Origin of the sequence: Pseudosulfitobacter sp. DSM 107133, from assembly GCF_022788695.1 — a bacterium.
In the GTDB taxonomy this organism is placed as follows: domain Bacteria; phylum Pseudomonadota; class Alphaproteobacteria; order Rhodobacterales; family Rhodobacteraceae; genus Pseudosulfitobacter.
Genome location: NZ_CP085160.1, coordinates 108900 through 128511 on the forward strand (window position 1 = coordinate 108900; position 19612 = coordinate 128511).

The 19612-nt window shown below is 60.1% G+C and carries 23 protein-coding genes; 8 read left to right on the forward strand and 15 right to left on the reverse strand.

Annotated elements, in window-relative coordinates; genetic code table 11:
- Window positions 1–33: 33 nt before the first annotated feature.
- Together DSM107133_RS23850 and DSM107133_RS23855 are read right to left on the reverse strand one after the other, a co-directional pair.
- A complete protein-coding gene (locus DSM107133_RS23850) occupies window positions 34–456 on the reverse strand; it encodes a hypothetical protein (RefSeq protein WP_114293668.1) in 423 nt (140 codons plus the stop codon).
- Between the two features lie 173 nt (window positions 457–629).
- Complete coding sequence (locus DSM107133_RS23855) at window positions 630–839, reverse strand: heavy-metal-associated domain-containing protein (protein ID WP_114293667.1); 210 nt, start codon at window positions 837–839, stop codon at window positions 630–632.
- 138 nt (window positions 840–977) lie between these two features.
- Between DSM107133_RS23855 and DSM107133_RS23860 the strand changes: the two genes are divergently transcribed.
- From DSM107133_RS23860 to DSM107133_RS23880, 5 genes are all read left to right on the forward strand, one after another.
- Window positions 978–3485, forward strand: a complete 2508-nt coding sequence (locus DSM107133_RS23860) for a heavy metal translocating P-type ATPase (RefSeq protein ID WP_114293666.1) — start codon at window positions 978–980, stop codon at window positions 3483–3485.
- 19 nt (window positions 3486–3504) lie between these two features.
- Window positions 3505–3924 (forward strand): Cu(I)-responsive transcriptional regulator, encoded by a 420-nt coding sequence (gene cueR / locus DSM107133_RS23865; RefSeq protein ID WP_037929540.1) that lies wholly within the window; start codon window positions 3505–3507, stop codon window positions 3922–3924.
- 107 nt (window positions 3925–4031) lie between these two features.
- Window positions 4032–4901: a DUF305 domain-containing protein gene (locus tag DSM107133_RS23870; protein WP_114293665.1), complete on the forward strand. Its 870-nt coding sequence runs from the start codon at window positions 4032–4034 to the stop codon at window positions 4899–4901.
- A 22-nt stretch (window positions 4902–4923) separates the two neighbouring features.
- Window positions 4924–5688, forward strand: a complete 765-nt coding sequence (locus DSM107133_RS23875; RefSeq protein ID WP_205387824.1) for a glutaredoxin — start codon at window positions 4924–4926, stop codon at window positions 5686–5688.
- An 87-nt stretch (window positions 5689–5775) separates the two neighbouring features.
- Window positions 5776–6885: a permease gene (locus DSM107133_RS23880; RefSeq protein ID WP_114293663.1), complete on the forward strand. Its 1110-nt coding sequence runs from the start codon at window positions 5776–5778 to the stop codon at window positions 6883–6885.
- Here DSM107133_RS23880 and DSM107133_RS23885 read toward each other — a convergent pair.
- The 12 genes from DSM107133_RS23885 to DSM107133_RS23935 form a co-directional block, all read right to left on the reverse strand.
- The gene (locus DSM107133_RS23885; protein WP_205387823.1) at window positions 6882–7622 is read right to left on the reverse strand and encodes a cytochrome c biogenesis protein CcdA; all 741 of its coding nucleotides are present in this window, start codon (window positions 7620–7622) and stop codon (window positions 6882–6884) included. The two genes, DSM107133_RS23880 and DSM107133_RS23885, sit on opposite strands and share 4 nt — an antisense overlap.
- Window positions 7619–8110, reverse strand: a complete 492-nt coding sequence (locus tag DSM107133_RS23890) for a hypothetical protein (protein ID WP_114293661.1) — start codon at window positions 8108–8110, stop codon at window positions 7619–7621. Before DSM107133_RS23890 ends, DSM107133_RS23885 begins: the two co-directional genes overlap by 4 nt.
- A complete protein-coding gene (locus DSM107133_RS23895) occupies window positions 8107–8811 on the reverse strand; it encodes an SCO family protein (protein ID WP_114293660.1) in 705 nt (234 codons plus the stop codon). Before DSM107133_RS23895 ends, DSM107133_RS23890 begins: the two co-directional genes overlap by 4 nt.
- Complete coding sequence (locus DSM107133_RS23900; protein ID WP_114293659.1) at window positions 8811–9101, reverse strand: hypothetical protein; 291 nt, start codon at window positions 9099–9101, stop codon at window positions 8811–8813. Before DSM107133_RS23900 ends, DSM107133_RS23895 begins: the two co-directional genes overlap by 1 nt.
- A gap of 82 nt (window positions 9102–9183) precedes the next feature.
- Window positions 9184–9696 (reverse strand): TlpA disulfide reductase family protein, encoded by a 513-nt coding sequence (locus DSM107133_RS23905; RefSeq protein WP_114293658.1) that lies wholly within the window; start codon window positions 9694–9696, stop codon window positions 9184–9186.
- Complete coding sequence (locus DSM107133_RS23910) at window positions 9693–10289, reverse strand: DsbE family thiol:disulfide interchange protein (RefSeq protein ID WP_114293657.1); 597 nt, start codon at window positions 10287–10289, stop codon at window positions 9693–9695. Before DSM107133_RS23910 ends, DSM107133_RS23905 begins: the two co-directional genes overlap by 4 nt.
- Window positions 10286–10711 (reverse strand): cytochrome c, encoded by a 426-nt coding sequence (locus DSM107133_RS23915; RefSeq protein WP_114293656.1) that lies wholly within the window; start codon window positions 10709–10711, stop codon window positions 10286–10288. Before DSM107133_RS23915 ends, DSM107133_RS23910 begins: the two co-directional genes overlap by 4 nt.
- A 154-nt stretch (window positions 10712–10865) precedes the next feature.
- Window positions 10866–11000, reverse strand: coding sequence for a hypothetical protein (locus DSM107133_RS25030; RefSeq protein ID WP_007121580.1), 135 nt, complete (start codon window positions 10998–11000; stop codon window positions 10866–10868).
- Window positions 11001–11066: 66 nt separating this feature from the next.
- Entirely contained in the window at window positions 11067–11522 is a 456-nt protein-coding gene (locus DSM107133_RS23920; RefSeq protein WP_114293655.1) for a DUF411 domain-containing protein, read from the reverse strand.
- A 40-nt stretch (window positions 11523–11562) separates the two neighbouring features.
- Window positions 11563–13002, reverse strand: coding sequence for a multicopper oxidase family protein (locus tag DSM107133_RS23925; RefSeq protein WP_114293654.1), 1440 nt, complete (start codon window positions 13000–13002; stop codon window positions 11563–11565).
- Between the two features lie 655 nt (window positions 13003–13657).
- Complete coding sequence (locus DSM107133_RS23930; RefSeq protein ID WP_114293652.1) at window positions 13658–14281, reverse strand: transmembrane anchor protein; 624 nt, start codon at window positions 14279–14281, stop codon at window positions 13658–13660.
- 17 nt (window positions 14282–14298) lie between these two features.
- Window positions 14299–15027 carry a HupE/UreJ family protein gene (locus tag DSM107133_RS23935; RefSeq protein WP_114293651.1) on the reverse strand — a complete coding sequence of 243 codons (729 nt, stop codon included), beginning with the start codon at window positions 15025–15027 and terminating at the stop codon, window positions 14299–14301.
- A gap of 501 nt (window positions 15028–15528) precedes the next feature.
- Between DSM107133_RS23935 and DSM107133_RS23940 the strand changes: the two genes are divergently transcribed.
- Both DSM107133_RS23940 and DSM107133_RS23945 read left to right on the forward strand, forming a co-directional pair.
- Window positions 15529–15789 (forward strand): metal-sensing transcriptional repressor, encoded by a 261-nt coding sequence (locus DSM107133_RS23940; RefSeq protein ID WP_007120627.1) that lies wholly within the window; start codon window positions 15529–15531, stop codon window positions 15787–15789.
- Between the two features lie 8 nt (window positions 15790–15797).
- Window positions 15798–17117, forward strand: a complete 1320-nt coding sequence (locus tag DSM107133_RS23945; protein WP_114293650.1) for an MFS transporter — start codon at window positions 15798–15800, stop codon at window positions 17115–17117.
- Between the two features lie 173 nt (window positions 17118–17290).
- On the opposite strand, the gene DSM107133_RS23950 is transcribed toward DSM107133_RS23945, so the two are convergent.
- Entirely contained in the window at window positions 17291–18340 is a 1050-nt protein-coding gene (locus DSM107133_RS23950; RefSeq protein WP_114293709.1) for a hypothetical protein, read from the reverse strand.
- Window positions 18341–18584: 244 nt separating this feature from the next.
- Here DSM107133_RS23950 and DSM107133_RS23955 point away from each other — a divergent pair, with 244 nt between their 5' ends.
- A complete protein-coding gene (locus DSM107133_RS23955; RefSeq protein ID WP_114293648.1) occupies window positions 18585–19469 on the forward strand; it encodes a recombinase family protein in 885 nt (294 codons plus the stop codon).
- The last annotated feature ends 143 nt before the right edge of the window (window positions 19470–19612 follow it).

A 19612-nucleotide genomic window follows, 5' to 3' on the forward strand; every position in this document is an offset into this window, starting at 1 on the left:
TGCGCAAGGCTCACACCCGATTTGGGCGTCAGTTCAGATCAGGAATCGAGGGGGCCGCAGGAACCCTGCTGTTTCTACCGAATACGTTTGACCGTCCAGAATGACATATTCACTTGTACCAACCGGCTCTGCTTTGATCTTGGTGTCTTCGAGGAAGACGACAGAAATACAGATACCGTTGCAACACTCTTGGGATTGTTGCTCTTTGCCATCTTTGTCGGACGCTGCGATGTCGATGTCGCTTGCGACCCTAAGCTTCTCATGCTCGTGATGCGCATCGCTTCCGGTGTCATGAGTCATGGCGGAACCAACGACAACAATAGACTTGGCTTGATGTCCGTCATGCATGCCGGATGCCGCGTGAGCGGCAGAAGGTGGTGACAATACCAATGCCAGCGCAAACGCAATGCACGTAAACGCCCTTGACCAGCTTGATATGAAAACTCGAAAGCTCATGCCGCGAACATCGGATACCCATGCAGTACAGTCAATCCGTCCTGCGCAGGAAGGTTTGTCGCTTTTTTTTGAAACCGGCGAGTTTTGGCCGCTGCTGTCAGAGAATGTTGCATATCAGCGACATAGAGAGAGCCGCTATCTCCGTTCAGCGGAGCGTTGCTGACGCATCTTGGCTACTGAACCTCTGCCAGCTTCTCAGACCTGTAGCCCGCATCGCTGATCGCTGCGGCCAATGCAGTTTCATCCAGAGTGCTGTCGACGTTGACGATACGTGCAGTCAGATCGCACGAAACCGTTGCATCTGGGTCGGCCGCCATGATGGCCTGATGGATGGAAGCGGTACAATGGCCGCAACTCATGTTCGGTACGCTGAATCTGAACATCGCAATCTCCTTTGACGATAGTGACATAGGGCGTTCCTGCGGGGGAAGGTCAATTGCCAGAATTTTATTCTACATGCCTGTTGACCTTCCAGTAACTGGAGCCCCTATTTGTAGGAGGATCAAAACAAGGAGATTCTCATGTCGGATCCACGCACCCTTCGGCTTTCCCTGCAAAACATGTCCTGCGCTTCCTGCGTCGGGCGCGTGGAACGTGGCCTCACGGCTCTGCCGGGGGTCAGCGATGTCCGCGTCAATCTCGCCAACGAGACCGCCCAGGCGCAGGTCAACGCACCGGAGCGCATCGCCGAAATCGCCACGACCCTTCAGGAGATCGGCTATCCAGCCCGTACCGGGAGCGTACGTCTGAACATCGCATCCATGTCCTGTGCCTCGTGCGTCGGTCGGGTGGACAAAGCACTGGCCGTGCTGCCGGGCGTGCTGGACGTTAACGTCAACCTCGCATCGGAAACCGCAACGGTTACCTATCTGGAGGGCGCAGTCGCGGTTGTCGACCTCATCAAGGCGGCCAGCGACGCAGGTTACCCCGCCACTCAGGCCGAAGATAGTTCATCGGAAGACGCAGGAGCCCGCAAGAACGAAGAGGCGCGGGTTCTGGCACGACGGACTGTCGTGGCAGCGACCCTCGCCCTGCCGGTGTTTCTACTTGAGATGGGCGCACATCTGATCCCCGGCATGCACGGTCTGATCGGTGACACCATCGGCCACTGGACCAGCTGGATGATCCAGTTCGTTTTGACCACGGCAGTCCTGCTCTGGCCAGGACGTACTTTTTACACACGCGGTTTCCCGGCACTGTTGAAAGGCGCGCCGGACATGAACAGCCTTGTCGCGGTTGGCACTTCGGCGGCCTACATCTATTCGCTCGTGGCGCTTTTCGCACCGACGCTGCTGCCTGCGGGATCGCGCGCGGTCTATTTCGAGGCGGCGGCGGTCATCGTGGTGTTGATCCTTCTGGGCCGCTGGCTGGAGGCCCGCGCGAAGGGCCGGACCGGGGCTGCGATCCAGAAGCTGCTGGGCCTTCAGGCCAAGACAGCCCGTGTGCTGGTTGACGGGGAGCCGCAGGATGTGGCCATTGACCGCATCGTCGCGGGCGATATTCTGATCGTGCGCCCCGGCGAGCGGATTGCAGTGGATGGTGAGCTGACCGAGGGCAGTGCCCGTGTGGACGAGAGCATGATCACCGGCGAACCGGTGCCGGTGGCCAAATCCGTGGGCGATCCCGTCACCGGCGGCACCGTCAACGGCAGCGGTGCCTTCCACTTCCGCGCGACGCGTGTGGGCGCCGACACGACGCTGGCCCAGATCATCCGGATGGTCGAAGAGGCGCAGGGCGCCAAGCTACCGATCCAGGGGCTGGTGGACCGGATCACGCTCTGGTTCGTGCCCGCTGTCATGGCATTGGCGCTTTTGACGGTGATTGTCTGGCTGTTGGTCGGTCCTTCGCCCGCGCTGTCCTTTGCTTTGGTGGCCGGTGTATCTGTGCTGATCATCGCCTGCCCCTGCGCGATGGGGCTCGCCACGCCGACGTCGATCATGGTCGGCACGGGACGTGCCGCCGAGATGGGCGTGCTCTTCCGCAAGGGCGACGCGTTGCAACAGCTATCCAGCGTGGATGTGGTGGCGCTGGACAAGACCGGAACGGTTACCCAGGGCCGCCCGGAACTGACCGATCTCGTGCTTGCAGACAGCTTTGACCGAACCGAGGTGCTGGCGCTTGTCGCCGCTGTTGAGGCGCAATCGGAACACCCGATCGCCGAGGCAATCGTGCGCGCGGCAAAGGTCGAGGGCGTCGCGCGGCATGACGCCAAGGATTTTGAATCCATCACCGGCCACGGCGTGCGAGCAAAAGTGGCGGGCCGCGAGGTGCTTGTCGGGGCCGACCGCCTGATGATCCGCGAGGGGCTGACAATCGGCGATCTGGCCGACGAGGAGCGCCGGCTGGCCGAACAGGGCCGCACCGCACTTTTCGCGGCGATCGACGGTCGTGTCGCCGCCGTCATCGCGGTGTCCGATCCGGTGAAGCCGTCCAGCGCCGCTGCAATCCGCGCATTGCACGCACAGGGACTGAAGGTCGCCATGATCACCGGTGACAAGCGCGAAACGGCAGAGGCTATCGCCCGCGAAATCGGCATCGACCATGTGATCGCGGGCGTTCTGCCCGACGGCAAGGTGGCGGCGCTGGACGATCTGCGGGGCACCGGCCAGCGCATCGCGTTCGTTGGCGACGGGATCAACGACGCACCCGCGCTTGCCCATTCGGACGTGGGTATCGCGATCGGCACCGGTACAGACGTGGCCATCGAATCCGCAGATGTGGTGCTGATGTCCGGCGATCTGCGCGGCGTCGTGAACGCCCTCGAGGTGTCGCGGAGCACCATGCGCAACATCCGCCAGAACCTTTTCTGGGCATTTGGATACAACGTCGCCCTGATCCCGGTTGCGGCGGGCGCGCTTTATCCGGTGTCAGGACTTCTGCTCTCACCCGTTCTGGCAGCAGGTGCGATGGCGCTCAGCTCTGTCTTCGTGCTGACGAATGCGCTGCGGCTGCGCCGCGTGCGCCCGGCGATGGACGAAACGGCGCGCCCCGTCTCCGAAGCCTCGGCATCCCCGATTCCAGCTGAATGAACTCAAGGAGGAAACGATTATGAACATCGGAGATGTGGCCGACCTTTCCGGCCTTCCCGCCAAAACGATCCGCTACTACGAAGACATCGGTCTTGTCGAACCGCTGCGCAGTTCAAATGGCTATCGCAGCTTTCGGCAAAGCGACGTGCACAAGCTGGCCTTTCTCGCCCGGGCACGGGCCCTTGGATTCACCATCGAGGATTGCCGGAGCCTGCTGAAGCTTTATGCCGATACTGACCGAGCCAGTGCCGAGGTGAAGCAGATTGCCGAAGAGCATCTTGATCGGATTGACAGCAAGATCGCTGAACTAACCGAAATGCGCGCGACGCTGTCGCATCTTGTGGATGCATGCGCGGGTGATCACCGCCCCGATTGCCCCATCTTGGCCGATCTGGCGATGGAACAAAAGGCGGGCAGTATCAGCAAGGCGTCCGGATAGCTCTGACGTCTGCAAAAGCCGAACTTTCCCGAAAACTACGGAACATTCCAGCGCAGCAATGTTGTTCCTTCTATAGGACATCAATTTTTCGAGACTGGAGGTTTCCAATGACATACATACGCTTTTTCGGGATGATCGCCACATCCACGGTGGTGATGTTCATCCTGATGTATCTCAACACCTATCTGCTGAGCCATATCTTCTGGTCCGAAACACGCGCCTATATGGCCGTGCTGATGGGGGCCACAATGGCGATCATCATGCTGGGCTTCATGCTGTCGATGTACTCCAGCAAGGCGATTAACGCTGCCATATTTATTGGCGGGGCCGTGGTGTTTGCCGGATCCCTCTGGCTGGTCCGGAGCCAGGTAACCGTGGGCGATACCAGCTACATGAGGGCAATGATCCCGCACCATTCGATCGCGATCATGACCTCGAGCCGCGCCAACATTTCTGACCCTCGGGTGCGCAAACTGGCTGACGAGATCATCTTTGCCCAAGACAAAGAAATCGCCGAAATGCGGTATCTGGTAAATGACATCGACACGAATGGTGACGCGGCTGATGAGGGTCTGGATGGTCCAGCCCGCATCGTCGATCTGAACGAGGCACTCTCATCCGCCGAAATCGCCATCCTCGATCTGGAATTCCTGACCGGCGATGAAATCGCGCAGCTTTTCCCGGATGGGGCTATCTGCACCTTCAAGTATACCACGAGCAGCAAACCTGTGCTTGCCGCAGGACAGATCGACGGCGCCCCGGCGGCGCTGGCCAAGATCAGCGGCGACCTGGTGCGTCTTGGTTCAACCGACGGAACCGGCACCCTGAGCGCCGAAGGGATGTCCGTGGCCCTCAGTGCGCCGGACGGGACTGCGGCGCTGGAAAACAGTAGTGAAATGCAGGACGCCAACCTCGTTCTTGAGCTCGATGCCGGCCTGCGGGCAGGCTATCGCGGCTATTATGGCTGCGACGCCTGAACCCTGAAACGGAGGATATGACATGCCAAGAGACACAACCCAGACAGCCAAGCTTTACCGGATGGTGATGCCCGACCACCTCTGTCCCTATGGGCTCAAATCCAAGGACCTGTTGGAGCGCAAGGGCTTCGAGGTCGAGGATTACCATTTGACCACGCGTGAGGAAACCGACGCGTTCATGGAAGAGCACGGCGTCGAAACCACCCCGCAAACCTGGATCGGGGACGAGCGGATCGGCGGATATGACGACCTTCGGGTCCATTTCGGCATCGATGCGCCGGAAGACGAACGCTCGGACACGTCCTACCAGCCGGTGATCACGATCTTTGCCGTCGCGTTCCTGATGGCGCTCGGTTTGTCGTGGTACAGCTTCGAGAACATTTTCACCCTGCGCGCCCTGGAATGGTTCATCTCGATCTCGATGTGCTTTCTGGCGGTACAAAAACTTCAGGATGTCGAAAGCTTTTCGACCATGTTCCTGAACTACGACCTGCTGGCGCGTCGGTGGGTGCGATATGGCAAAATCTATCCGTTCGGAGAGGCTTTCGCAGGTATCCTCATGGTCGCCGGGGCGCTGACTTGGCTTTCGGCACCGGTGGCCTTGTTCATCGGCACCGTTGGCGCAGTATCGGTTTTCAAGGCGGTCTATATCGACAAGCGTGAATTGAAATGCGCCTGCGTCGGTGGTGACAGCAATGTTCCGCTTGGCTTTGTCTCGCTCACGGAAAATCTGATGATGATGGTCATGGGGATTTGGATGCCGATCAGAGTCTATCTGATCGGCTGAAAGGCGGATGCCGTTTTCACATCCTTCAGACTCGTTCTCCCGGTAGGAGCGCAGGTCAGGCAGCACTGCGAAAAAAGGTTAGGCTGAATGGACCAGATAATCGAAGCATTCACGACCGGGGCGGGCATGCTCTGGAAGGCGCTCTGGGCGCTGATCTTCGGCTATATCATCTCCGCAGGCATCCAGATCTTCGTGACACGGGATCAGATGGCGCGTGTTCTGGGTGATCGTGGTGCCAGGAAGGCAGGCATTGCCGGGTTCTTTGGTTTCGTGTCGTCGTCCTGTTCCTTCGCGGCGCTTGCCGCGTCGCGTTCGATCCTCGTGAAAGGAGCGCATCCGGTCAATTCCATCGCCTTCCTGATTTCATCGACGAATCTGGTGATCGAGCTTGGAATCGTCCTTCTGGTCCTGCTGGGCTGGAAATTCATGGTGGCGAATTTCATGCTTGGCATCCTGATGACGATCTACGCCTATGCCCTCACCCTGATATGGTTTCCAAGGTCGCTTGTCCAAAGAGCAAAAGAGCATGCGGAGAAGGCCCAGTCCGACGAAGGTATGGACACGGACCGGACCATGAAGGGATCGTTCCGCGACAAGCTGCTGTCCCGCGAAGGATGGAATCGGATCGCCCGCGCTTTCTTCATGGAATGGCAGATGGTTTGGAAGGAGATCCTGTTCGGCTTCACGGTCGCGGGTTTCATTTCCGTCTTTGTGCCGCAGAGCTTCTGGAACGCGATCTTCCTGGTCGCAGATGGCGGTGCGCAGGACGCGCCGGGCTTCCTGATCGTTCTCGAAAACGCGCTGGTGGCACCGGTTGTGGCCTTCTTCACCTTCATCGGGTCGATGGGCAATGTCCCCCTGGCCGCGATGCTCTGGTCGCGTGATGCGTCGTTCGGCGGCGTGATCGCCTTTCTCGGAGCCGATCTAGTTGCTGCCACGGTGATCTGGGTGCACGCAAAGTATTATGGCTGGCAGTATGCGCTCTATCTTTCAGGCTTGCTGCACCTGTGCATGGTCGCTGCGGGAATTACGGTGCATTACCTGTTCGCTCTCGTAGGGATGATCCCGACCGAGCGGCCTTCGCTTCAGGAGATGGTCCGGTTCAGCATCGACTACACGTTCTTCCTCAACCTGATATTTCTCGTCATCGGGGCAATACTGATCTGGCTTCACCTCAGAAATGCCAAGGAGAATTAACCGATTGAGGCCAGGAATGGGAAGGTTCCCAAGAGCCAGTAGGCAAACCGGGACAATTGGCCGGTCATGATGGCAACGCCCATGATGATCATGGCGACGCCTGCGCCTTTGTAGAGCCAGCGACCTGCCTTGCCGATCTGTCTGACCCGCGCGGCGATGGCGTCGGTGAACAGCGCGGCCAGCAGAAACGGCACGCCCAACCCTGCGGAATAGATCGACAGCAGCCAGATGCCGTCCGACATGCCGCCGGAGGTCGAACTGAGTGTCAGGATCGCGCCAAGGATTGGTCCGATGCAGGGGGTCCAACCAAAGGCGAAGGCCAAGCCCAGTACGTAGGCTCCAAGCGGGCGACCCCCCGGAACGTCGAGTGTGAAGCGGGTGTCACGCGAGAACGCCTCCAGACGGAAGACACCCAGCATGACCAGTCCGAACAGGATGATGATCGCCCCGCCCAGATAGTTGAGTTCAGTGCGCCAGGTCAGAAGCAGCGACCCGAGCGCGCTGGCCCCGGCCCCTAACGCGACAAAGACCGTGGAAAATCCCAGAACGAAGCAGGCGCTCAGCCCAAGTGCCCCGGCGCGTGCCCGCAGGCCGACCGATCGCGTCGTGCGCAAATCCGGCTGGCCCGCAATATAGGAGACATAGCCCGGCACCAGCGGTAGGACGCAGGGCGACAGGAACGAAATGGCCCCCGCCAGAAAGGCCGCCAAGATGCCGATGCCGGAAATATCCATCATGCTTTATGCTCGGCGCTGAAAGGTCGCGCCGCCCACCAGAACGCGACCAACGGGATCACGATCCATTGCAGTACCGGCGACAACCCTGCATCAAGAATCGGAATGATCGGCATCAGGTCCGAATAGGCCCATGCCGCGCGGATCACGATGTTGAGCCATTCACTGAACAGCGTATATCCCAGACCGAACAATACTGTCAGGACGGTCACCAAACGTCGTGTCGGAGCCACGAAGGGCCAGCCACGGCCGGTCAGCATCAAGGCGAGCATCAGCGCGCTCATGGCAATCAGGATGTCACCACCTGTGCAATGAACCGCGGCGAAAACGATCTCACCCCAGGTGCCCTCGCTCCAGATCGTGTAGAGCGGCATGTGGGCGAACTCCCAGATCAGATTAGCCGGGATGATCACCGAAAAATACCGACGGAGTGCCATCAGGGAAATTCCATCCGTCGAAGACGGCATGACGCCAATCGCGATATCGCTCATTGAAACGCCCCCGTCAGCCGATCCCACCAACCGCGTTCGCGACGTCGGTGCTGGGCATTGTTGATCAACTCGCTGACATAGAGGATCAGGTTCACATTCTTGAAGTCCATGCCATGGAACTTTGCGGCGAACCGTCCCCCGATATCCACGACATGGGTCACTGCACCGTGCATCATCATGTCGCTGTCGTCCGCTATCGTGAACTCCAGCCCATAGTCCCGCGCCAGAAGGCGTGTCACGTCGTCAGCCTGATCAGGCCGTTTGGTCAGAATGACCCAGTTGGTCGGATCGAACCCATGCCGGTCCCCGTACCCGCGCAGAACGTCAGGCGTGTCATTCACGGGATCGGTTGTGATCGAGATGAATCGCACCAGATCGCTCATCGGCCCGTCGTTGATCGAAGCCTGGACCGCCGCAATCTTTTCCGCATGGAGAGGGCAGATATCCTGGCAGTTGGCGTAGATGAAATGCAGGATGACGACCCTTTCGCTGAAATCCGCCAAGCGCACAGGATTGCCCTCCGCATCCTGCAACTCAAAATCCGGGGCCTGTGCTGCGTCGATGGCCTGGAAGTATGGCTCCATCTCGAACATCCGCGCATCCAGATTTTCACCCGGATGATCGGCGGAGGCCGGAAAGGAGATCGTGGCCGCAAATGTCGCCAAGGCGGCGCGCCGGGTCAGATAGATAATCAACTGCATCACCTTTCGGATTGATCGGGCTTGCCACCACCCGCATCGTTGCATTTCCCGCCGGACCCGCCCTTCATGCACAGACCAAGCCCGCACATCGCGGCACAGGGTGCCAGCGAGACCAAAACAGGCGCGAGACCGATCGCGGTGAGCCATCCCCAGTTCAGGGCCATGCCGCCGCCCATCACGGTTGCCGCACCGACGAACAGCAATCGTCTGCGCGTCAACCACCGGGGCCGGTTGCCGGCGTTTTTGATGCCGACGTCGCCCGCATCGTTGGAAGATGATATGTCGGTCATCCGGAAAATCCTTCAGAAGTTTGAGGGCCGGTCATTCTGATAACTGGGCGGTCAAGGGCGGGTGGTATTCTTTCGAAGGTACTCATTGAATGAACCCCTGCAAAAAGGACACCATCTCGGGCTCGTCCCATTCGGCAGGGCCGACCAGCCGTCCCAGCTCCTGCCCCTGCGCGTCGATCAGGATCGTTGTCGGCAGGCCGACGGTGCGCAGCGCGGTCATCGACAACATGGTCTTGTCGACATACATCTTGAGATTGGTGACACCGATCTCGTCGTAGAACCGCCGCACGACGGGCGATCCGGCCCGGTCGATGGACAGGGCGACCACTTCGAACCGGTCGCCGCCAAGTTCCGCCTGAAGCGCATCCAGCGTCGGCATTTCCTCTCGGCATGGCACGCACCAGGTTGCCCAAACATTCACGAGGATCAGCTTGCCACGAAAATCCTCCATGTCCCCACGGCTGCCGTCCTCGGTCTCGTAGCGCACATTGATCACCGGCTGCGGCGTGTCGTGCAGTGCGAAGCCTTGCGGCCCGGCAAGCGCAGAGCCAACTGACAATGCCCAGACGAGCAGGGCTGTTTTGAGATATTTCATGGCGTTGGCTCCTTGAAAGATTGGTTTTTCAGATCCCGGACGATCGGCAACAGGGTTTCGCGCAAGATTGCCCGAGTAATCGGTCCGACATGGCGGTAGGCGATGGTGCCGTCAGACGTGATGACATAGGTTTCGGGCACGCCGTAAACGCCCCATTCGATGCCAGCACGTCCGTCGATGTCGGCCCCGATGCGCGCGTAGGGATCGCCCAATTCGTCGAGCCAGGCGCGCGCCTGTTCGGGCGGATCCTTGTAGTTGATCCCGTAGAGCGGCACTTCACCTGTGGCGCTCAATTCCAGGAACAGCGGGTGTTCTGCACGGCAGGGCACACACCACGACGCAAAGACGTTCACCAGCGAGACATGGCCGATCAGGTCCTGCGTCGAAAGACCTTCCTCGCGGCCGAGCACCGGAGCAAGCGCAAACTCCGGCACAGGTTTGTCGAGAAGCGCCGATGGCAAGTCGTCGCCGCCCCTGAAAAGCCCCCAGCCGAACAATACCATGAGGGCAAAAGCTATTAGCGGCACCAGCGCAAACCCGGAGATCCTGCGCCGCGGTACGGGGTCGATTTTGCTGACGACCTGTTGCGTCATGGCTGCACCTGCTCATCCGCAAGGGTACGGCTTTCCTGCGAAGCGCGGATCCGATCGGGCCATGTGCTCTTGATGTAATCGAAGATCGCCGTGATCTCTTCATCCGTCAGCAACTCCTTGAAACCGGGCATGTCGCTTTCATAACCATTCCCGACGATCGCCGCCGTTCCGCGCTTCACGATGTCCAAAAGCACGCGGTCCGTATGGTGCCAGGTATGGCCCGAGGCGTCATGCGGCGGGGCAGGCAACCGGCCGTTCGGCAATCTGGAGCGCCAATCGGGCTGCCCCTCAAGGTTTGCGCCATGGCAACTGGCGCAATTCTCCTGATAAAGGCGTTCGCCCGCGAGCGAGTCATCCTGCGCCGAAACGGGCAAGACCGTTGCAGCCAGCAAGAGCGCGGCGAGCCTAATGGTGTTTTTCATGTCGCTTGTGCCTTCTTCTCGCGATCCACATACAAAGGATGAAGAGTGCCACGAGCGATGCCACGACAAGCAGGACGCAAATCGCCCAGAGGAATCCCATCGACAACAAACTGTCGCCACTGTTGGCGCCCTCATTCCGCATCCCGGCGCATTTCTATTTTCCGCTGTCCGAGCGGATGTATTTGACCAAGGCGATTGCCGCGAGCACCAGCACCGCCACGATCAGCAACCAAACCAGTCCCATCGCGATCATCATGCCGCCACCCATCATTCCACCATCCATCATCATGCACTTCATCCTTTGTTTTCCCTTGAAACCGGTCAGGCACGGGATCGCACCAGACCGCGCAATTGATCATTCGACCGCATAGACGGTCGTGTTCACACCTTTTTCGACGGTGTAAATCTTGAACGGTTCCTGCTTCGCGCCCCCCATACCCGGCGATCCCAACGGCATGCCGGGAAGTGTCAGACCGGCAATGTCCGGGCGCTCATCAAGCAACTTGTTGACGACATCGATTGGCACATGACCGCTGACGACGTAGTCACCCAGAAAGGTCGTATGGCAGCCGTGGAAATCGTCCGGGATACCTGCATCACGGCTGATCTGAGCCAGATCATGGGTCGGCTTTACCTCGACCGTGAAGCCATTCTCGCGGAGGTAGTCCGCATAGCTCTCGCAGCATCCGCATTGCGGGTTCTTGTAGAGCGTGGCCTCTTGCGCTGCGGCAGGCGCGGCATTCAGGCTCATTGCAAGGACAGCGGCAGCACCTGCGGTGCCAAGACTGGCAAGTCCAATTAGTTTCTTCATCGGTTCTTTCCTTTCGTGGTGATTGTTGCGTGAGATTGTTTCAGGTTTTGGTCGTGCCAGGATCGACACGTATGATGCCCATCATGCCGGCCGCCTGATGTTCCAGGATGTGACAATGGAACATCCAGTCTCCCGGATTGTCCGCCACGAAGGCGATCTCGACCCGTTCCTCCGGTGCCATCAGGACGGTGTCCTGCCATTCGCGATGCCGTGTCGGTTGCCCGTTCCGTGCGATCACACGGAACGAATGTCCATGAAGATGCATCGGGTGATGCCACGCGGTGCGATTGTCCATCTGCAGCACATGCGACGTGCCCTGCGGCAGGACCAGCAATGGATCCATCATGTGCCCTGTTGCTGCTTTGCCGTTGATGAACCACATGTTGCCTTCGCGCATCTGCTTCATCATGGACCCCATGCCGCCGCCCATCATCATCTGCCCCATCATGCCGCCGTTGAAGACGATCTGATGCCGCGCAGCCGACGCCATATCCGGTTCGGCCAGCGGGTTGGGCGGCAGGACCATCGACCAATCCGGCACACTGTCCCGCAGCCTGTCAGGCCCGTAAGCGAGATCGACCAGACGGTATTCGAGGCCTTCGTAAAAGGCATCGGTGACGGTGAGGGCGTCGCCAGGCTTGCCGGTCATGTCGATCACCAGATCGACACGCATGGCCGGGCCGACCACCACGACGTCACTGTCTGGTGCATGAGGTGCCACGGGTTGACCGTCCAGAGCGACCACGACCGGCGCAAGCCCCCCGAAATCCAGCCCGAATATCCGGGCATTGGCTGCGTTGACCAACCTCAGGCGGATGCGTTCTCCGGATCGCACGGCGATGCGGTCCGGTATCTGGCCGTTGATGGTCACGGAATTGCCGATACGCCCGCCGTGCGCGGCGTCGTGCCGACTTCCGAAATCTGTCGCAATCTGTCCGTCGCCGGTCATCCGCCAGTCATCGAGCATCCAGGTCAGATCGCGATCTACGCGGATCGGGTTTGCTTCCTCGACGATCAGCAGCCCGTAAAGCCCGCGTCCGACCTGTTCGGAACTGCGTTGGTGCGGGTGATACCAGAACGTGCCAGCATCCAGTGCATCGAATTCATAGAGAAAATCGCAACCGACCGGGATCGGGTCCTGTGTTAGGAACGGCACACCATCCATCGCATTGGGTGTGCGAATGCCATGCCAGTGGACCGTCGTCCCCTCATTTAGCCCATTCCGGGCCAGAACCCGAATTCGGTCTCCCTGCCGCACCCGGATCTCGGGGCCGGGGAGGGATCCATTGTAGCTCCAGACGTCGGTAGAGCCGTAGGGTGCCGGTCGCAGGGCGGCTTGTCCGGCCGCAGCGCGTAGCAAGAATGGGTCCTCTGTCGGACCTGCCATCGCTACTCGAGCCGGTGACAGAGCGGATATGGCCGTGAAAGCGGCACCGGTGCGCAGCACGTGCCGTCGTGAAATCAGTCTGTTGAGGGTCATCACTTCTGCCTTGATCTGAAAGGGTCGCACTCAGCCAGCTTCGGCCAAGGCAACGGTCAGGCCCCGCAACAAGCGAGGCCGTTATCAGGTTCAGTCAGGCAGCTTGGGAGGAAATGGATCAAGGGAGGGAACCGCGCCAATCGGGATCACAGGTCCCGCGACCGGGATGACAACTCCGGCGGCCATCTCAAGCGTCATCGCTGACGTACGAACTACAATACCGGCCGTACTTCCCGCGCCACAAGGGACTGTACACCCACCCTCGCAGGATATCCCGTCAGCAAATCCGATCGGATCGCATCCGCCGCAATGGTCGTCCGCGCTTTCGGCGCCCACCATCTGAGCCATTGCTGCCTCAGCCGCATTCGCTGCCGATACATCCGGCGCAACCACGGCACCGAAGCTCAATGCAAGAATCAAAATGAGGCGGAAAACGCAGATCATACGATCCTTATGCAAGCTTCCAGTAGGGGGAGGTCAAGAAGTATCCCGTAACATAGGCGTGACATTGCCACGCGGGTACTGACTGATTGGCCAACGGATGCCCGAGGTTGGTATCAGGGGAAAATCTGAGGCGAGACTGCGGACTTATCCAAGGTCTTTTTCGGAGCCAGGCAGCCACCCGCATCTTTTCATGCGGGTGGCTGCCCTTGTGTCAACTTGCGTCTTTGAATTCGGTGTATTCGCCGCGCACCTGGACAGTCACGGTTGCGGGCTGGCTGTCCCGATTCCGCCAGAACCATCCGTGTTCGCCGTCAAATGCCGCAATGATCTCGCCCTCGTCGCCGGTCGAACCGCGGCCCTTTTCATAGGTCACCGACTGACCGCCGCCGTGGCCGTGCATGTCGAAATTCACCCGACCGCCATCGACCAGCATTCGGTATTCCACTGTCTGGCCCTCTTCCATGACCAGCTTCCACTCGGCGCTGTCCCCGGGTGCCAGCGTAAAGGTGGTTTCGTCGCGCCAGACTTCGGCCTCCTGTGCATGTGCCGTGCCGACAAAGAGTCCAAAGATATCGTTCATGAGGCTCGACTGCTCTTCGGCTTCGATCTCCAACAGCCTGTCGGCTTCGGCCTCCTCCGCAAGCTGGGCTTTGATCTCACCCATCTCGCTCAGCCCGAGAACCCCGCCGATCCCGGTCGGGTCGATGTTGTATTCGGCAGGCAGCACGACGGTCACAAGGATCGCAACGGCGCTGGCCGCCGCAATGGCAGTGGAACGGATAAGCTGCGAGGAGCTGGGAAGCTCATCAAGGCTCGGTTTTTTAGCGTTAAACATTTTGGTCTCCTAAATTCTCAGGTGGCTACGAAGTAGCCGGTGATTTGCAGGCCCATGAGGATGAACCCCATGGACATCATGACGACGTTGGCGGTGTAGGCTTGGCGGAAGAAGTTTGGGGATTTCCGCCAGAACCCCATGACAATGAGGATCACGGCAAGCGCCATGATCTGGCCAAGCTCGACGCCCACGTTGAACGCCAGAAGATTGGCCAGCAGCCCGTCCGAAGCGATTTCATAGTCTAGGATTTTCGTGGCCAGGCCCGTGCCGTGGAAAAAGCCAAAGATCAACGTTGCGGCCTTGGTGTTCGGCTGGAACCCAAACCAGCGCTGATACGCCCCGAGATTATCGAGCGCCTTGTAGACGACCGAAAGGCCGATGATCGCGTCGATGATGTAGGCGTTGATGCCCCAGCCGAACCAGACACCGGCCAGCATCGTGGTCGAGTGCCCGAGGGCGAAGAGGCTGACATAGATGCCTACATCCTTCATCTTGTAGAGGAAGAAGACGACGCCGAGCAGGAACAGGATGTGATCGTATCCCGTGACCATGTGTTTGGCGCCGAGATACATGAAGGGGATGATGTTCACCCCCCAGATTTCCTGGATATAGCCTGCATCACCTTCTGTGACGGCGTGGGCAAGAGCGTTTTCCGCACCCAGGACGAGCGCCGAAAGGGCAATGAAGGACAGGATCACGATCCGGCGTATGCCGGGATCGGTCCAGCCCTGATGGACTGTATTCATGGATTGAACTCCGCATATGTGTTGATGATTGAATGCAGCGCGCTGTTGGCACGCAGTCGATCAGACGCGCGGAGGTCTTTCGATTTGGTATGTCTGTAAGGTGTTCGACGTGGCCGAACTCAACGGCCATGCGGCTCTGTAAATATCGAGCGGGTGTGGCGATCGGTCGGGGCCAGGCACGACCGCCTGACTGTGATCGTGATCGACGCTGTCATGGCTGTGTCCATGCATGGCCCAAGCAAGGTCTTCTTCCAGTCCATGCGAATGACCGTGCTCAGCAACCATTTCGGCGTGCTCTTGAAGGACGCCGATGACTGAGGGTGCGTGCGAGGTTGCGGGCACCACAGACCAGAGGAGTACGGCCAAACACAAGAGTGTCGCAAACGCGGCGTTTACAACTGTCCTCAAGGTATCCATAGGATCTGCCCGTCTGCCCGTCTCTAGCGTGGTGCGTCGTGGCACCATCTTGTTCTATCCTCCCGGGGGGGATAGAACTACTTTATGACAAAACATCCAGTCCATGCAACCCATCCCGCCCTTGTCGCCCGGCTGAAACGCGCTGACGGCCATTTGCGCGCCGTGATCGAAATGATCGAGGCGGGCAAACCCTGTCTGGAGATTGCTCAGCAGATGCAAGCGGTCGAAAAGGCCGTGACGAACGCCAAGCGTGCGCTGATCCATGATCACATGGACCATTGTATCGACGTTGAAAGTTCTGAAACTGATCGCGCCGAGTTGCGGGCGATCGCCCGATATCTCTGAGGCTGACCATGCTCGATATTCTCTCCGACCGCACTTATCGGCACCTGTTTCTGGCACAGGTCGTAGCCCTTCTGGGTGCCGGACTCGCCACAGTCGCACTCGGCCTGCTCGCCTTTGATCTTTCGGGCGACGGGGCGGCGCTGGTCCTCGGCACAGTCTTCACCATCAAGATGGTTGCTTATGTGGGCATCGCGCCCATTGCAGGGGCTTTCGCAGACCGCGTGCCGCGCCGCGCGCTTCTGGTGACGCTCGATCTGGTGCGTGCCGGTGTCGCGCTCGCACTGCCCTTCGTGACCGAGGTCTGGCAGGTCTACGTCCTGATCTTCCTTCTTCAATCGGCTTCCGCCGCCTTCACGCCGACCTTTCAGGCAACGATCCCGGACGTTCTGCCGGAAGAGGCGCGCTATACCCGCGCGCTGTCGCTGTCGCGGCTGGCGTACGATCTGGAAAACATCGTCAGTCCGACGCTGGCGGCGCTTCTGCTCGCGGTGATGTCCTACAACACGCTGTTCTTCGGAACGGTTGTCGGTTTCGCCGCATCAGCCCTTCTGGTTGTTTCGGTCGTGCTGCCGAGTCCCCGCCCATCCGAGCCGCGTGGTGTCTATGACCGCACTACGCGCGGCATCCGCATCTATCTGGCCACGCCCCGCTTGCGCGGGCTCTTGGCATTGAACCTCGCGGCGGCGGCGGCAGGTGCGATGGTGCTGGTCAATACCGTCGTTCTTGTGCGCGGCTCGCTCGGCCTTTCGGAAAGTGCTCTGGCCTGGACGATGTTCGCCTTCGGCGCAGGGTCGATGATCGCCGCGCTGGTCCTGCCGCGTGTTCTCGATGTGTTGCCGGACCGGCCCGTGATGTTCGGCGGAGCCGTGCTGATGGTGGCTACTCTGGTCGGTCTGGCATTGACGGTCCTTGGAGCAGGCCTTGGCTGGTCCATCCTCCTGACAGCCTGGCTGCTGGTGGGGTTGGGGTATTCCACCGTTCTCACCCCCTCGGGCCGGTTGCTGCGCCGTTCCGCCCACGCCGGGGACCGCCCGGCACTCTTTGCAGCGCAATTCGCGCTGTCCCACGCCTGCTGGCTTGTGACCTATCCGCTGTCGGGATGGCTGCTGACGGTCTATGGTGTCGTTCCCGCACTGATCGGACTGGCCCTCATCGCCGCCTTCGGAATGCTCGCAGCGCTGAAACTCTGGCCGTCCGGCGATCCCGTTGAGCTTGAGCACACCCACGATAATTTGCCACTCGACCATCCCCACCTAAGGGGACATCGCAGGCACAGCCATGCCTTGATCATTGACGAGAGCCATCCTCGCTGGGCCACGCATTTATAAATCGCAGCCAGAGACGAAGACTGGACACGGGCGGTTCGTTTTCATCTGTGCGGACATTCGTGCTTCGAGCAACATTCGTCAAACTGGGCTAGATCCGCGAATTCTCTGCAAGTTTGGCGGACAGAAGCGTTGGCTCTAACATAAACTGTCGGCCCCCCGACAAAGAGCACGGCTTAAGTTGCGACCCTCCACATCCGATACCGCCCCTGCCCCGTCATCTCGTGGATCAGACCACGCGCTTCCATCCAAGCCAGGTTGCGCTGGACGGTCGCCCGGCTGGCGCCGATCAGGGCCTCGGCCATCGGAGCGGACACGAGCGGCCATTCGGTAAGTACCGCGCACAAGGCCGGGGGCGTGCGGCCGGAAAGCGGGCTCATCTCGGCTTCCGCCCTCGCCGACCATGCCTCGATATCATCGAGGTGACGCATTGCGGTCAGGCATGCGGTCTCCATCCCGTCAAGCCAACGAGACAGTCGGTCAGCGGGTGGGCCACCGGAGCGCAATCCCCCTGCCCCACCCATGGCCAGAGGCGCGAAGAGCGCGCCCTTGCCCTCACTGGCCCCGATCCGTGCGGCTGTGACCACCGCTTCCATCCGGTCGCCGTGCTGCCCGAGGCCCGCGAGACTCCAGAGATGGAAGCCCATGCAAGCGCGCGTGATTGGGTGAAGATCGGCGGCTTGCGCCATGAGATCGAGCCAACCGCCCGCGCGATCCGCGAACGGTTCGGCTTCAACGCCGAGGCTCTCGGGGTCGCGGCGGTCGAGGAAGGCGGACAGGCCCCCTTCCGGTCCAGGGCCGCCTGTAAGACGCCGCACTGCCCATCCGACACGCGCGAGCGCCGCAGTGTCGTCCTGCACGCTGGACAAGCGCATGGATTTCCAGAGCGCCAGCCGATCCGGGCCAATTCGGTCGCCTACAAACCAGCTGAGATCTGCCGCCTCCATCAGCGCAAGCCTGTGCCGCCAGCCTACCGGGCCACGGCGCAGCCGTTCGTCCAGCGCGCCGATCCGGCCAGCCACGCGGGCAAGACGGGCGGCATTGCCCGCCTCAGCGCATCGCCAATCGTGGAGGACTGCAGTTTCACGCAGCTCTGCCCTTGGTCTGGGCGGCAGAAAATCCGGCTCCTCTTCTATCGGACCGGGCAGGAACCACAGGTCGTCCTCAGACGTCTCTTCAAGCCCCATCGCATCCACTAGAGGATCGTCAAAATTATCATACTGCATAGATACTTGAGTCTTCATATGTGCAAAATATGGCACTTTTGCATTTTACCCAAGTGTTTTGTCAGAGTGCGCCTGCACACCTTATATAGCACGGGCGCGCGATGGTCTGCGAGAGCTCGCTGAACGCGCTCAGCGTATGGAAACCAAGGGTTCTCTGCTGAGCAGCGCCACAGTGCACGCTCTTGCATTCGTTTGCAAACGGTCGTTTATTCGCGAGATATGAAACTGCAAAAGGCCTGTATTGATGCCATTGATAGGCTACGCGCGCGTTTCAACCGAGGATCAAACCCCCCTGCCCCAGTCGCAGGCCCTGAAATCTGCGGGTTGCGCCGAGATCCATGAAGAACAGGCCTCGGGCGGAAATCGTGCGCGGCCGGTCCTTGCGCGCGTGTTGGAGCGCGTGGCCAAGGGCGACACGCTGGTTGTCGTGCGCATTGATCGTCTGGCGCGATCGCTGTCGCATCTCTTGGAGGTGATCGAGCAGCTTGAGGCGAAGGGCGCGTTCTTTCGCTCCATTCAAGACCCGATCGACACTGCCTCGCCGCAGGGCAAGTTCACGCTGCAGGTTCTGGGGGCCGCGGCCGAGTTTGAACGTGCCTTGATCCGGGAACGCACGAAGGCCGGCTTGGCGAGCGCAAAGACCAAAGGACGCGTGGGCGGCAATCCGGGCCTGCGCGCGCGAGACCCTGCCGCACAGCGCAAGGTGCGGCTGGCGCGGCAGAACGGATATATGGAACGACTAAACGAGACCGCGCAAGACTGGGTACCGCATGTACGCCGGCTGCGCCCTGATATGGCTTGGGAGGATGTGCTGCGCATCATCAACGGCCCCTTGCCCGAGGCGCGGCGTTGGACGCAAAGCCGCCTGTTGCGCGCCGTGAACGCCTATGTCCGCGACGGTTTTCTGCCGACGACGGTCGTCGGTCGGGCAAATCGCCGCGACACGGACGATCGCCTGCCCGCCATTGTCGCAGGCATCAAGGGCGCCAAACCCGACATGACCCTACAGGCAATCTGTGATCGGCTGGAGACTATGCGTGAGCGGACACCGCGCGGAAGGTCCAAGTGGCAGCCGTCATCGGTGAAAATGCTTCTGGAGCGCGCTGAGAAACTTGGGTTGCTTGACTGAATTGAGTAGTGCCTGCGCTTGTGCCTGTGTGATTGAACCACACCATATCTAGAAAGAGCTTGCACGAATCTGATAGCTCGGGCAATAGTCTCGATAAATAACGCGCGGTCACATAAAAAACGCGCCCACGAATCGAGGCAGAG

Bases quoted from the DNA above. Each gene is read 5' to 3' on its own strand.
- DSM107133_RS23945 (WP_114293650.1), top strand. From the start codon at position 15,798: ATGCTCGATATTCTCTCCGACCGCACTTATCGGCACCTGTTTCTGGCA.
- DSM107133_RS23950 (WP_114293709.1), bottom strand. From the start codon at position 18,340: ATGCAGTATGATAATTTTGACGATCCTCTAGTGGATGCGATGGGGCTT.
- DSM107133_RS23890 (WP_114293661.1), bottom strand. From the start codon at position 8,110: ATGAGCGATATCGCGATTGGCGTCATGCCGTCTTCGACGGATGGAATT.
- DSM107133_RS23870 (WP_114293665.1), top strand. From the start codon at position 4,032: ATGACATACATACGCTTTTTCGGGATGATCGCCACATCCACGGTGGTG.
- DSM107133_RS23930 (WP_114293652.1), bottom strand. From the start codon at position 14,281: ATGTTTAACGCTAAAAAACCGAGCCTTGATGAGCTTCCCAGCTCCTCG.
- DSM107133_RS23905 (WP_114293658.1), bottom strand. From the start codon at position 9,696: ATGAAATATCTCAAAACAGCCCTGCTCGTCTGGGCATTGTCAGTTGGC.
- DSM107133_RS23855 (WP_114293667.1), bottom strand. From the start codon at position 839: ATGTTCAGATTCAGCGTACCGAACATGAGTTGCGGCCATTGTACCGCT.
- DSM107133_RS25030 (WP_007121580.1), bottom strand. From the start codon at position 11,000: ATGATGATGGATGGTGGAATGATGGGTGGCGGCATGATGATCGCGATG.
- DSM107133_RS23925 (WP_114293654.1), bottom strand. From the start codon at position 13,002: ATGACCCTCAACAGACTGATTTCACGACGGCACGTGCTGCGCACCGGT.
- DSM107133_RS23920 (WP_114293655.1), bottom strand. From the start codon at position 11,522: ATGAAGAAACTAATTGGACTTGCCAGTCTTGGCACCGCAGGTGCTGCC.
- DSM107133_RS23910 (WP_114293657.1), bottom strand. From the start codon at position 10,289: ATGACGCAACAGGTCGTCAGCAAAATCGACCCCGTACCGCGGCGCAGG.
- DSM107133_RS23850 (WP_114293668.1), bottom strand. From the start codon at position 456: ATGAGCTTTCGAGTTTTCATATCAAGCTGGTCAAGGGCGTTTACGTGC.
- DSM107133_RS23860 (WP_114293666.1), top strand. From the start codon at position 978: ATGTCGGATCCACGCACCCTTCGGCTTTCCCTGCAAAACATGTCCTGC.
- DSM107133_RS23935 (WP_114293651.1), bottom strand. From the start codon at position 15,027: ATGAATACAGTCCATCAGGGCTGGACCGATCCCGGCATACGCCGGATC.
- DSM107133_RS23955 (WP_114293648.1), top strand. From the start codon at position 18,585: ATGCCATTGATAGGCTACGCGCGCGTTTCAACCGAGGATCAAACCCCC.
- DSM107133_RS23880 (WP_114293663.1), top strand. From the start codon at position 5,776: ATGGACCAGATAATCGAAGCATTCACGACCGGGGCGGGCATGCTCTGG.
- DSM107133_RS23875 (WP_205387824.1), top strand. From the start codon at position 4,924: ATGCCAAGAGACACAACCCAGACAGCCAAGCTTTACCGGATGGTGATG.
- cueR (WP_037929540.1), top strand. From the start codon at position 3,505: ATGAACATCGGAGATGTGGCCGACCTTTCCGGCCTTCCCGCCAAAACG.
- DSM107133_RS23940 (WP_007120627.1), top strand. From the start codon at position 15,529: ATGACAAAACATCCAGTCCATGCAACCCATCCCGCCCTTGTCGCCCGG.
- DSM107133_RS23900 (WP_114293659.1), bottom strand. From the start codon at position 9,101: ATGACCGACATATCATCTTCCAACGATGCGGGCGACGTCGGCATCAAA.
- DSM107133_RS23885 (WP_205387823.1), bottom strand. From the start codon at position 7,622: ATGATGGATATTTCCGGCATCGGCATCTTGGCGGCCTTTCTGGCGGGG.
- DSM107133_RS23895 (WP_114293660.1), bottom strand. From the start codon at position 8,811: ATGCAGTTGATTATCTATCTGACCCGGCGCGCCGCCTTGGCGACATTT.
- DSM107133_RS23915 (WP_114293656.1), bottom strand. From the start codon at position 10,711: ATGAAAAACACCATTAGGCTCGCCGCGCTCTTGCTGGCTGCAACGGTC.